11 protein-coding genes and 1 tRNA gene are annotated in these 11,915 nt (G+C 53.6%); 6 read left to right on the plus strand and 6 right to left on the minus strand.

Going from position 1 to position 11,915, the window contains the following annotated elements:
* Positions 1-5 precede the first annotated feature (5 nt).
* The 5 genes from LU196_RS09800 to aspA all read right to left on the minus strand — a co-directional run bounded on the left by LU196_RS09800 (position 6) and on the right by aspA (position 6,224).
* Positions 6-1,532, minus strand: a complete 1,527-nt coding sequence (locus LU196_RS09800) for an Eco57I restriction-modification methylase domain-containing protein (protein WP_232759110.1) — start codon at positions 1,530-1,532, stop codon at positions 6-8.
* Between the two features lie 517 nt (positions 1,533-2,049).
* A tRNA-Phe gene (locus LU196_RS09805) sits at positions 2,050-2,125 on the minus strand.
* Between the two features lie 139 nt (positions 2,126-2,264).
* Entirely contained in the window at positions 2,265-2,843 is a 579-nt protein-coding gene (locus tag LU196_RS09810) for a transcriptional regulator (protein WP_232759111.1), read from the minus strand.
* A gap of 66 nt (positions 2,844-2,909) precedes the next feature.
* Positions 2,910-4,619, minus strand: coding sequence for a protein-disulfide reductase DsbD (locus LU196_RS09815; RefSeq protein ID WP_232759112.1), 1,710 nt, complete (start codon positions 4,617-4,619; stop codon positions 2,910-2,912).
* Positions 4,620-4,787: 168 nt separating this feature from the next.
* Positions 4,788-6,224 carry an aspartate ammonia-lyase gene (gene aspA / locus LU196_RS09820; RefSeq protein WP_232759113.1) on the minus strand — a complete coding sequence of 479 codons (1,437 nt, stop codon included), beginning with the start codon at positions 6,222-6,224 and terminating at the stop codon, positions 4,788-4,790.
* A gap of 370 nt (positions 6,225-6,594) precedes the next feature.
* Here aspA and LU196_RS09825 point away from each other — a divergent pair, with 370 nt between their 5' ends.
* The 4 genes from LU196_RS09825 (at position 6,595) to LU196_RS09840 (ending at position 9,762) form a co-directional block, all read left to right on the plus strand.
* Positions 6,595-7,053 carry an FxsA family protein gene (locus LU196_RS09825; protein WP_232759114.1) on the plus strand — a complete coding sequence of 153 codons (459 nt, stop codon included), beginning with the start codon at positions 6,595-6,597 and terminating at the stop codon, positions 7,051-7,053.
* A gap of 187 nt (positions 7,054-7,240) precedes the next feature.
* Positions 7,241-7,534 (plus strand): co-chaperone GroES, encoded by a 294-nt coding sequence (locus LU196_RS09830; RefSeq protein WP_232759115.1) that lies wholly within the window; start codon positions 7,241-7,243, stop codon positions 7,532-7,534.
* Between the two features lie 35 nt (positions 7,535-7,569).
* Positions 7,570-9,219, plus strand: a complete 1,650-nt coding sequence (gene groL, locus LU196_RS09835; RefSeq protein WP_232759116.1) for a chaperonin GroEL — start codon at positions 7,570-7,572, stop codon at positions 9,217-9,219.
* Between the two features lie 195 nt (positions 9,220-9,414).
* Positions 9,415-9,762 (plus strand): DUF4156 domain-containing protein, encoded by a 348-nt coding sequence (locus LU196_RS09840; RefSeq protein WP_232759117.1) that lies wholly within the window; start codon positions 9,415-9,417, stop codon positions 9,760-9,762.
* A gap of 59 nt (positions 9,763-9,821) precedes the next feature.
* Here LU196_RS09840 and epmB read toward each other — a convergent pair whose 3' ends face one another.
* Positions 9,822-10,850 (minus strand): EF-P beta-lysylation protein EpmB, encoded by a 1,029-nt coding sequence (epmB, locus tag LU196_RS09845; protein WP_232759118.1) that lies wholly within the window; start codon positions 10,848-10,850, stop codon positions 9,822-9,824.
* Between the two features lie 40 nt (positions 10,851-10,890).
* On the opposite strand from epmB, the gene efp reads away from it, so the two are divergent.
* Both efp and LU196_RS09855 read left to right on the plus strand, forming a co-directional pair.
* Complete coding sequence (efp, locus tag LU196_RS09850; RefSeq protein ID WP_039382139.1) at positions 10,891-11,457, plus strand: elongation factor P; 567 nt, start codon at positions 10,891-10,893, stop codon at positions 11,455-11,457.
* A gap of 176 nt (positions 11,458-11,633) precedes the next feature.
* Positions 11,634-11,768 (plus strand): entericidin A/B family lipoprotein, encoded by a 135-nt coding sequence (locus LU196_RS09855; RefSeq protein WP_232759119.1) that lies wholly within the window; start codon positions 11,634-11,636, stop codon positions 11,766-11,768.
* Positions 11,769-11,915 lie beyond the last annotated feature (147 nt).

Genomic DNA, 11,915 nt, shown 5'->3' on the forward strand with positions numbered 1-11,915 from the left:
TTTCCTTATTTTTTTGGTCGCCGAGCATTCAGCTCAACTTCTAAAAGTATCTCGTTTATTGAATGAGGCTTTAGTCGATCATCAGCAAGAACATTTGCTACCAATTCGTCGATTTTTAATAGGAGTTTGGTAATATCTTCTCGACCATCAATCAATAATTGCCCCAAAAAAGTGAGTTTTTCAATGTCCTTTTGTGGCCAAATAGTCAAATCGATAATTGATGCAGCTCTATATTCAAACAATTGAAGCTTAGCAAGCCCAGAACCTTGATTTCGAGCCTGTTCAAGTATACCAATAGAACTTACCGTTGAATTAAGTGCAGCCAACCATGCCTGAGTCGGGATTTCAGAACGAGGAGTAAGCCCATAGAAATTATCCGAATAGATTCTATTTGGATTGAAAATATGTCGAGGGCGTTTTCGTAAATAATAATTAAATAATAGTGGAGCCCACTGAGCATTACGATGTACTGCCCAAGTTTCTGGCCGTTCTTTTCGCCAAGTCAGAATTGAAACATTATCATGCGGGGAGATTAAAGCCAGCTCTAGCCTTCTTTCAAGCGTTTCCAGTGCTCTATCATTTACTTTTGTCGAGGTTACTAAAAGTGCAGCTTCAGGATGGTTGTCTGGAACAACAAAACCTGGAATTAGAGCAACCTTCTTGACAAATGGACTAGAACCCTCATTTTCGGCATTAACTAATTTGGTCATAAAGAAGTTAGACTGCTTTAACCGAAGCCCTCGCCGTGTATCAAAAAGATTTTCGAGTGCACTTAATCCGTGCACACCATGGAGTAAGGAATTTTTATGATCTTGAAATAAATCCCCATTGGAAAAGCCTTTTTTGGCATAGATAATTGTCGCATCGATCAATCTTCCATCAAATGGTAAATCCGGAATCGTTTCCACTTTAACCCAAGAACAATTTTCGTTTAAATAACTTTTCAACCATTGTCCGAATCTAGTTGTTTGCCATGAATCATAAACAATACATGCCATTTTACCGCCTAGTTTAAGATCGGCAATGACCTTGACAATAAAGTAAACATAGAGATTCGCTGTCCCGGGAACGCTTACACCATAGCGCTCCTTAAATAAGGATTTATACTGATGCTTTTTTGTAATCCACTCCTGCCTAACATAAGGGGGATTAAGTATGGCGAAATCATATAGACAATCAACGTTATACTCCAAATAATCGGCATCGTTAATGTTAATAGGTCTATGACTCGAGATTGACCAATTTGTAGTCAATTTCACCATATCTTCATCAAGATCAATAGCATCAATCTCTACCTTGCAATCTCTCGATATTAAACGTTCGATAGCTTGAGGAAATGTTGCTGGTCCAACACAAGGATCAAGTAGCCGCTGGCGAACCTCATTCTCAGAGATACCTAAGCCCCTAACCATCTGATTTGCCAATTCTACACTGGTAAATACTTGCCCAAGTGCTTCCGCTTTAGTGCGGGGTTTCCTTGCATTGCTTTTAGGATCACCAGACCGCATGGATCTTGGCACCAGTGTACTCATAGTTTCTAATGCACCGATTTAAAATTGAGATTGCGCGGATTATAAACCAAATTCATCATTGATTAACCCCCCAATCACACTTCCTATGGGGAATTAAGGTAAATAGCATTACATCCTATCATTTTTATATTTTCCTTTAAAATCAATGTGTTGTTAATTTTATCACCACAGCTTCAGTAGTCATCTCTAAGCTCGTAGGTAATCAGTGGGCGGATGGTATGAGAAGCCAGATGAAATAAAGGGCTAAGTCATGTTTTGAATGGGTGACTGCAATTATTAATTATGTGAGGGAGAATAAACCCATTGAAACTTGAGTTTTATTGACAGATGCGACAATGATTGCAATTATTTACGCCAACGAGAAAAGGGCATCAGCACGAACTGATACCCTTTCTTGAAGATTTTTATGTTCAACCTTGGATGATGCATCTGCAAATGCAGTCACCGTTGCTTTGAACACCATCTTCGTTTAGACACCCGTTAGAGATCTCACTTCTAACCAGTGCGCTTCAATTAATGGTGCCCGGACGCGGAATCGAACCACGGACACGGGGATTTTCAATCCCCTGCTCTACCGACTGAGCTATCCGGGCAACGGGGCGCATTAAACCCTAATGGCTTTCGGTCGTCAACGGGTTTCGTAAAAAAAACCGTCGCAATCGTGATTGATTGCCTGCTTTTCAGGCAGGCTGGGCAAAAATAATGCTTATCCAACACAAGGCGCTGCGGTGCTTAGGCCAGCGCGCCGTTTTGCCGACACAGCGCAATGCTCAGCACATCTTCCGCCAGGCGCCGTGCGGTGGCGACATCGTGCACATTGCGCGAAATCAGCAGCTTGCTTAAACAGCCCTCAAGAATCAGCTCCAGCTGGTCGGCGACCATCGTTGGGTTATCCAGCGCCAGCTCAACCAGAATTTCATGGGTAAACTGCCAGGCGTTACGCTTTTGCTGCTTTGCCAGCTGATGCACTGGCTGCTCCGGCTGTGGATAGAAACTGCAGGCGGCGATAAACAGACAGCCGGGAAAACGGCCTTTGCCCACGTGGTCGTGCAGCACGTCATAGCGCGCAAGCAGCTTCTGGCGCGGCGAGCGCTGCGGATCGTGCTGGACCTGCTGCCGCCAGCGATCAATTTGCTGTGCGTGGTGCTGCAGGGCGTCATAGAGCAGGGCATCGCGGTCGGGCCAGAAGTGGCTAAGCTGCTCGGGGGGCAGGTCGGTTTCACCCGCCAGCTGTTGCAGGGATGTGGTGGCCGCCAGGCCGTTTTGCTCAAGCACATTTAGCGCATGCTCAAGAACGTGTTCGCGTTGCAAATGACTCTCCTCGTGCGTGCGGCCCGCGGAAGACGCCGCGGGCAAAGTGATGACCCCCAGTGTCGTTTACCGCGCCAGTTTCTGCAAATGTGCCTGAAACGCCGCCGCATCCAGAAAACCGGTGACGCGCGAGTGGGGGATCTCATGACCTTGCGCATCAAAGAACAGCAGGGTCGGCAAGCCCAGGACGTTGAGATGCTGCAACAGCGCGTTGTCTGCGGCGCTGTTGGCGGTCACATTTGCTTGCAGGCGCTGCATCGGCTGGAGCGCGTCGCGTACCCCGGCATCGCGGAAGGTGTACTTCTCAAACTCTTTACAGGCCACGCACCAGTCGGCGTAAAGATCCACTATCGTGATGCGGCCCTGCGCCTGCTGAAGGGCGCGATCCAACTGCTGCACGTTGGCGACGGGCTGGAACGGCAGCGCCGACGCGCTTTGCGTAGTGCTGCTGCTGCCAAACGCCCAATCCTGTAACGGACGCGCCACCACCAGCGCCGCGGCCAGCATCGCCACCGGCACGATGCGCCATTTGCCGCGCGCGGCCAGGCTCAAACTGAATGCCCAGCCAAAGAAGGCCACGCCGAGCAGGCTCCACAAACGCAGCCCCCAGACATCGCCAATCAGGCGCGTCAGCAGAAACACCGGCAGCGCCAGAATCACAAAGCCAAAGCCCTCTTTGACATGCTGCATCCACGCGCCGCGCTTCGGCAGTAGCTGATTGCCGAACAGCGTCACGGCAATCAGCGGCAGGCCCATGCCCAGCGCGTAGAGCCACAGCGTGCCCGCACCGGCCCACAGGTTACCGCTCTGCGCAATGTAGAGCAGGATCGCGCTCAGCGGCGCGGTGGTGCAGGGCGAGCAGATCAATCCGGCCAGCGCCCCCATAAGAAACACGCCGGGCAGCGAGCCGCCTTGCTGACGATTACTCCACAGCGTAAGCCGCGTCTGCAGGCTGGCGGGAAGCTGGAGCGAAAACAGCCCAAACATGGAGAGCGCCAGCACCACAAACAGCGCGGAGAGGCCGATCAGTACGTAAGGATGCTGCAGCGCCGCCTGAAAGCGCAGGCCCGCCGCGGCCACCACCACGCCCAGCAGCGTGTACGTTAGGGCCATGCCCTGAACATAGACCAGCGACAGGGCCAGCAGGCGCCCCCTGCTATAGCGCTGCGAGCTGCCCAAAATCAGGCTGGCGATCAGCGGGTACATCGGCAACACGCAGGGCGTAAAGGCCACGCCGATGCCGATCAGCAGCGCCCACAGCGGCGAGAAGGGCAGCGCGGGAGGCGGGGCAGCAGGCTGTGAAGCCACGGAAGGCGCGGCAGGCGTCGCGGCCGCAGCCACGGCGCTGAGCGGGACGCTGCGGGTTTCCGGGGGATAGCAAAATCCCGCGGCGGCGCAGCCTTGCCAGGTCACGCTGAGGGTGGCGTTTTTCTCCGCGTGAAGCAGCGTGACAGGCAGCGTGACGTCCTGCGGATAGATCTCGCTTTTGCCGAAAAACTCATCTTCATGCGGCTCGCCTGACGGCAGCTGTATCGGCGCTATCTGCGCCCGCTGTGGCATTAGGTGAAACTGCTGGCGATAAAGGTAATAGCCCGGTTTCACCTTCCAACTCAACGTCACCTGATTGCCCTGCTGGCTGAAATCAAAGGCAAAGGCTTGATCGAGCGGGACAAAGCCATTGGCGTTGTGGTTGGGGCTAAAGAGAGCGGCCTGCGCGGATACGCTGATCAGCAGCGCCAGACAAAAGCCCATCAGGCGAAGTAGGATGACGGCCATGACGAAATATTCAGCTCCACAAGCAAAAGAGCCGCGATGATACCACGCACCCTTTTCCCGTGGGATGGTTCAGCGCGAATGCGCGCCTGGCCGACGGCTACGAGGTAAAAAAAAAGCACGCCAGGTTAATCCCTGGCGTGCTCGGTACGTGGCGATAACGCAACAGGCTTACTGTTCGTTTTCGTCCGTATAGCGTTTGGCTTTATAAGCCGGGTGCATCAGGTTTTGTACAGAGAAGATGTCGTCCAGCTCCGCTTCTGTAAGCAGGCCGCGCTCCAGCACCACTTCGCGCACGCTTTTACCGGTTTCGGCACAAATTTTACCGACGATATCGCCGTTGTGATGGCCGATGTACGGGTTCAGGTAGGTCACGATACCGATGGAGTTAAACACGTAGGCTTCGCACACCGCTTTGTTGGCGGTGATGCCGTTGACGCACTTCTCCAGCAGGTTGTAGCAGGCGTTGGTCAGGATGCTGATGGACTCAAACAGCGCCTGGCCAATCACCGGCTCCATCACGTTGAGCTGCAGCTGGCCCGCTTCGGCAGCCATGGTCAGGGTGGTGTCATTGCCGATCACTTTGAAGCACACCTGATTCACCACTTCTGGCACGACCGGGTTGACTTTCGCTGGCATGATGGACGAGCCCGCCTGCAGTTCTGGCAGGTTGATTTCATTCAGGCCAGCGCGCGGGCCGGAGGAGAGCAGACGCAGGTCATTACAGATTTTCGACAGCTTCACCGCCAGGCGTTTCAGCGCCGAATGCACCATCACGTAGGCGCCGCAGTCTGAGGTGGCTTCGATCAGATCTTCGGCGGGCACCACCGGCAGGTTACTGACTTCCGCCAGGCGCTGTACCGCCAGCTGCTGATAGCCGTCTGGCGTATTCAGGCGCGTACCGATGGCCGTTGCGCCGAGGTTCACCTCAAGCAGCAGTTCAGCAGTGCGCAGAATGCTGCGCGTCTCTTCATTCAACAGCACGTTGAAGGCGTGGAATTCCTGGCCCAGCGTCATCGGAACCGCATCCTGTAGCTGGGTGCGCCCCATTTTGAGGATGGTTTCGAACTCCACCGCTTTACGCTGGAACCCTTCGCTCAGCTGGCCGATGGCGTCCAGCAGCTTCAGGATCGAAGCGTAAACGGCGATGCGGAAACCGGTGGGATAAGCGTCGTTGGTAGACTGACACTTATTCACGTGATCGTTAGGGTTAAGATACTGGTATTCGCCTTTCTGATGGCCCATCAGCTCCAGGCCAATGTTCGCCAGCACTTCGTTGGTGTTCATGTTCACCGAGGTGCCTGCGCCGCCCTGATAGACGTCAACCGGAAACTGATCCATGCATTTACCGTTATTCAGCACTTCGTCACAGGCCTGAATAATGGTGTTCGCGATATGACGCGGAATGGTTTGCAGCTCTTTGTTGGCGAGCGCAGCGGCTTTTTTCACCATCACCATGCCGCGGACAAATTCAGGTATATCGCTGATTTTACTATTACTAATGTAAAAGTTCTCAATCGCACGCAGAGTATGAACACCGTAGTAAGCGTCTGCCGGAACTTCGCGCATGCCTAACAGGTCTTCTTCGATACGAATGTTGTTCGCCATGATTACCTTCTTATTATTTCTGCGTTGCTCGCGCGCGCCCAGAATGAGCGTGCGACAGTAGCGTGCAGGTGAAGCAATTATATTGTCGTGGAATGCCAGTGCCGACATTTTATCCATCTTCGGGCTGGCGGGCACGATCATATTCTGTTGTTACAAAATTGTTTGTGCACAGATCACTTTACGGGCATTTACTGGTCCCGTGGTAATAACGATATGTGATGTACTTCGCATTTTTAAGTCAGTGGGAAAAATTTGCCGTGGCCGGTTGAAATCCCCTTCTGGGATGACCATTTCTTGCTGTATGGCCATAGGGCCTCCTCTTTTTGTTGCCTTGCTCCGTGCAAGGCAACCCAACTCACAGGAGATATCGGTGCGCTGGTTACCGTTCGTGATTTTTTTTGTTCTGGCCTGGATTGAAATCACACTCTTTATTCAGGTCGCGCATGCGCTGGGCGTACTGCTCACCATGCTGTTGGTGATTTTCACCTCGTGCATTGGCGTCTCGCTGGTGAAAAATCAGGGCATGAAAAACTTCATGCTGATGCAGGAGAAGCTGGCGCGTAACGAAAGTCCGGCGGCCGAGATGATCAAAAGCGTGTCGCTGATTATTTCAGGTTTTCTGCTGTTACTGCCGGGCTTCTTCACCGATTTCCTGGGCCTGCTTTTACTGTTGCCGCCGGTGCAGAAACACCTGACGCTGAAGCTGATGCCGCACCTGCGCGTGTGGCGTGGACCGGGTGCCGGACCGGACAGCGGCTACACCATGGACGGTGAGTTCGAGCGCAAAGATCAGGACCGTATCGGACACGATAACGATCGCGATCGTTAAGCAAGGCGGCAACAGCCGCCTTTTTGCTGCCTTTTACCGCAGTTCTGCGCGCAAGATAAATTTTTTTATTTTTTGCCCTTGAAAGCGTTTTTAATGCCCCTATTTCTCTCACCACGAGGCCGGAACCCTCAAGCCCGGCGTTCAACCCCAAAATGAATGATTGGACTTCTCAAAGGAGAGCTATCAAATGAAAATTCGTCCGTTGCACGATCGCGTTATCGTCAAGCGTAAAGAAGTTGAAGCCAAATCTGCTGGCGGTATCGTTCTGACCGGCTCTGCAGCAGGCAAATCCACTCGCGGTGAAGTACTGGCCGTTGGCAATGGTCGCATCCTGGATAACGGCGACGTGAAGCCGCTGGATGTGAAAGTGGGCGATCTGGTGATCTTCAGCGAAGGTTACGGCGCGAAAACCGAGAAGATCGACAACGAAGAAGTTCTGATCATCTCTGAAAGCGACATTCTTGCGATTGTTGAAGCGTAATTCACTGAACGAAACGAATTTAAGGGATATTTGAAATGGCAGCTAAAGACGTAAAATTCGGTAATGACGCACGCGTAAAAATGCTGCGTGGCGTGAACGTACTGGCAGATGCAGTAAAAGTTACCCTGGGCCCGAAAGGCCGTAACGTTGTCCTGGATAAATCTTTTGGTGCACCGACCATCACGAAAGATGGCGTGTCCGTTGCGCGTGAAATCGAGCTGGAAGACAAGTTCGAAAACATGGGCGCACAGATGGTCAAAGAAGTGGCCTCTAAAGCGAACGACGCTGCGGGCGACGGCACCACCACGGCAACTGTACTGGCGCAATCTATCGTCAACGAAGGCCTGAAAGCCGTTGCGGCGGGCATGAACCCAATGGACCTGAAGCGCGGTATCGACAAAGCGGTTATCGCGGCGGTTGAAGAGCTGAAAGCGCTGTCTGTACCTTGCCAGGATAGCCGTGCTATCGCGCAGGTTGGTACCATTTCTGCGAACTCCGATGAGAGCGTCGGCACCCTGATCGCCCAGGCGATGGATAAAGTGGGTAAAGAAGGCGTGATCACCGTTGAAGAAGGCACCGGTCTGCAAGACGAGCTGGACGTGGTTGAAGGTATGCAGTTTGACCGCGGCTACCTGTCTCCTTACTTCATCAACAAGCCAGAAACTGGCGCCGTTGAGCTGGAAAGCCCGTTCATCCTGCTGGCTGATAAGAAAATCTCCAACATCCGCGAAATGCTGCCGGTGCTGGAAGCTGTCGCTAAAGCGAGCAAGCCTCTGCTGATCATCGCGGAAGATGTGGAAGGTGAAGCTCTGGCAACGCTGGTAGTGAACACCATGCGCGGTATCGTGAAAGTGGCTGCGGTTAAAGCACCTGGTTTCGGCGACCGTCGTAAAGCAATGCTGCAGGATATCGCTATCCTGACCGGCGGTACCGTGATCTCCGAAGAGATCGGTATGGAGCTGGAAAAAGCCACCCTGGAAGATCTGGGTCAGGCGAAGCGTGTGGTGATCAACAAAGACACCACCACCATCATCGATGGTGTGGGCGATCAGGGTGCTATCTCTGGCCGCGTTACGCAGATTCGTCAGCAGATCGAAGAAGCGACCTCTGACTACGATAAAGAGAAACTGCAGGAGCGCGTAGCGAAACTGGCAGGCGGCGTTGCCGTTCTGAAAGTAGGCGCAGCCACTGAAGTTGAAATGAAAGAGAAGAAAGCCCGCGTTGAAGATGCGCTGCACGCAACCCGTGCTGCGGTCGAAGAAGGCGTGGTAGCCGGTGGTGGCGTTGCGCTGGTTCGCGTAGCAGCCAAAATCGCTGACCTGAAAGGCCAGAACGAAGATCAGAACGTGGGTATCAAAGTTGCGCTGCGCGCGATGGAAGCGCCTCTGCGTCAGATCGTTTCTAACGCAGGCGAAGAGCCTTCTGTTGTGGCGAACAACGTGAAAGCGGGTGACGGTAACTACGGTTACAACGCGCAGACCGAAGAGTACGGCAACATGATCGACTTCGGTATCCTGGATCCAACCAAAGTGACCCGTTCTGCTCTGCAGTACGCGGCCTCTGTTGCGGGTCTGATGATCACCACCGAGTGCATGGTCACTGACCTGCCAAAAAGCGACGCGCCTGATTTAGGTGCTGGCGCAGGCGGCATGGGTGGTATGGGCGGCATGGGCGGCATGATGTAATTGCCCCAGGCAGCTTAAGCCTCTGAGAACCCCCGATCGGAAACGGTCGGGGGTTTTTCTTTTGGTCACGAACAAGGTATAAGTAAGGGCGCAAGACTTCGGCTTTGCGGGTTTAGGGCAATGAATGTTCAGAAAAAATGTGCGCTTTTCTGCTACGCTGCCGCCCGACAATGATGATAATAAATGGGGATTACAATGCGGATTAACCTCTTACTCGGACTGGCAGTGAGCACCGCGCTTCTGGCAGGCTGTAGCAGCTCTAATCAACTGAGTGCCGGCGGCGAGCGCGTAACCTTCGTCGATCAGCAGCCGGGCAGCCAATGCCAGCTGTTGGGCAATGTCACCGGTTCGCAGAGCAATTGGTTGAGCGGATCGGGCGGTGAAGGCAGCTCGCTGCGTGGTGCGGCCAACGACCTGCGTAACCGCGCGGCAGAGATGGGCGGCAACGTGATTTATGGTGCCACCAGCCCAACGCAGAACCTGCTCTCGGCCTTCGCGCCGCTCGACAGCAAAATGAGCGGCCAGGTTTACAAATGCCCTTGATGGCATCGACAGCATAAAAAAAGCCGCGCATGCGGCTTTTTTTACAGCTATCGGCAACGCTATTCCTGGCGCAGCTGCAAATCCAGCGGCGTTTTGCTCGGCTCGCCGCCAATTTCACGCGCCAGTTTCGGCACCAGATAGCCTGAAACGCGGCTCAGCAGCGCGCGCACTATCTCACGCGCCTCGTCATCGGAAACAAAGAAATGTGCCGCGCCCTGGACTTTGTCCAGTACGTGCAGGTAATAGGGCAGGATTCCGGCGTCAAACAGCGCGTTGCTCAGGTTTGCCAGCGTTGTTGCGCTGTCGTTGACACCGCGCAGCAGCACGCTCTGGTTCAGCAGCGTGACGCCCGCGCGCTTCAAGCGCTGCATCGCCTCACGCAGGTCATCATCGATTTCCTGCGCGTGATTGATGTGCGTCACCATCAGCACCTGTAGGCGGGTGTTGGCCAGCCTCTCACAGAGCGCGTCGGTGATGCGCGCAGGGATCACCACCGGCAAGCGGCTATGAATACGCAGGCGCTTGAGATGGGGGATCTTTTCTAGCGCGTCAATCAGCCAGGCCAGCTCGCGATCTTTCGCCATCAGCGGGTCGCCGCCGGAGAAGATGATTTCGTCCAGCTCTTCATGACGGGCGATGTAATCGATCGCGGCCTGCCAGTTACGCTTGTTACCCTGATTATCCTGATAAGGAAAGTGGCGACGGAAGCAGTAGCGGCAGTTGACGGCGCAGCCGCCTTTTACCAATAAGAGCGCGCGGTTTCTATACTTATGCAACAAGCCCGGCACCGCACTGCTTTGCTCATCCAGCGGGTCGGTGCTGTATCCTGGCGCATCCATAAATTCCTGGCGACGGGTCAACACCTGCAGCAAGAGCGGGTCGTGCGCGTCGCCGCGCCGCATACGTTGAATGAAGGCTCGCGGCACGCGCAGCGCGAAAAGCGTGCGCGCAGCGCTGCCTTCCGCGTAATCAGCGTGATTTTCGAGCGCTAAAAGTTGCAGTAATTCAGCGGGATCGGTGACAACATCAGCAAGTTGCTGCAACCAATCTTCTCTGGCGGGGGGATTTAGGGTTACAATGTGTGCCATTTTTTTGGCTATTACCAGTTAATATCTACAGAGGGCCTTTATGGCGACGTATCTTAGCAACGATTTTCGTTCCGGTCTTAAAATCATGTTCGAAGGCGAACCGTACGCCATCGAATCGAGTGAATTCGTAAAACCGGGTAAAGGCCAGGCATTCGCACGTGTAAAAATGCGCCGCCTGCTGACCGGTTCTCGCGTTGAGAAAACCTTCAAATCCACGGACTCTGCCGAAGGCGCAGACGTACGGGATATGACGCTGCAGTACTCTTACAACGACGGCGACTTCTTCTACTTCATGCACCCTGAATCTTTCGAACAGTATCAGGTTGAAGCCAAAGTGCTGGATGATGTCACCAAGTGGCTGCAGGACAACGCGGAGTGTATCGTAACCCTGTGGAACGATAAACCTATCGCCGTGCAGCCGCCGAACTTCATCGAAGCGGAAATCACCGAAACCGACCCAGGCCTGAAAGGCGATACGGCGGGTACCGGCGGTAAGCCAGCGACGCTCTCTACTGGCGCGGTCATCAAAGTGCCACTGTTCGTGCAGATCGGCGAAGTGGTAAAAGTGGATACCCGCTCTGGCGAATACGTTTCTCGCGTAAAATAAGTGCAGCATCCTGAATCAGGCGCATCTTTGATGCGCCTTTTTTGTTTTAGTGCCACGGAAATCCCGCTGTGCATAAATAATTGCGCGTCGCGCACGGGGGCCGAGCGCCAGCAGGGCATATTCCGACTATGCTTTTAAAGCTGTACTTTTACTGCAACTAAAAAAAGGACATGGCTATGTTAAAGAAAAGTATTGTCGCAATTTTCTCCGTATTGGTGCTTTCTACCTTGCTATCAGCCTGCAATACCACGCGTGGCGTAGGCGAAGATGTCGAAGCCGGCGGCAAGGCGATTCAGCGCACCACGCAGTAAGCGTTTAAGCCGGTACGAACCCTTCGTACCGGCTTCTGCGGTTCCCGCCTGTGCCGTCTTTCATGAAAACCGTCCTGCGCGCTGTGCCGTTGTTTGCTGCGATTATTGCGGGTAGACTTCCCTCCCCAATCTGTTCCAGGAGTCATC

Origin of the sequence: Pantoea sp. Mb-10, assembly GCF_021272205.1 — a bacterium.
In the GTDB taxonomy this organism is placed as follows: domain Bacteria; phylum Pseudomonadota; class Gammaproteobacteria; order Enterobacterales; family Enterobacteriaceae; genus Pantoea.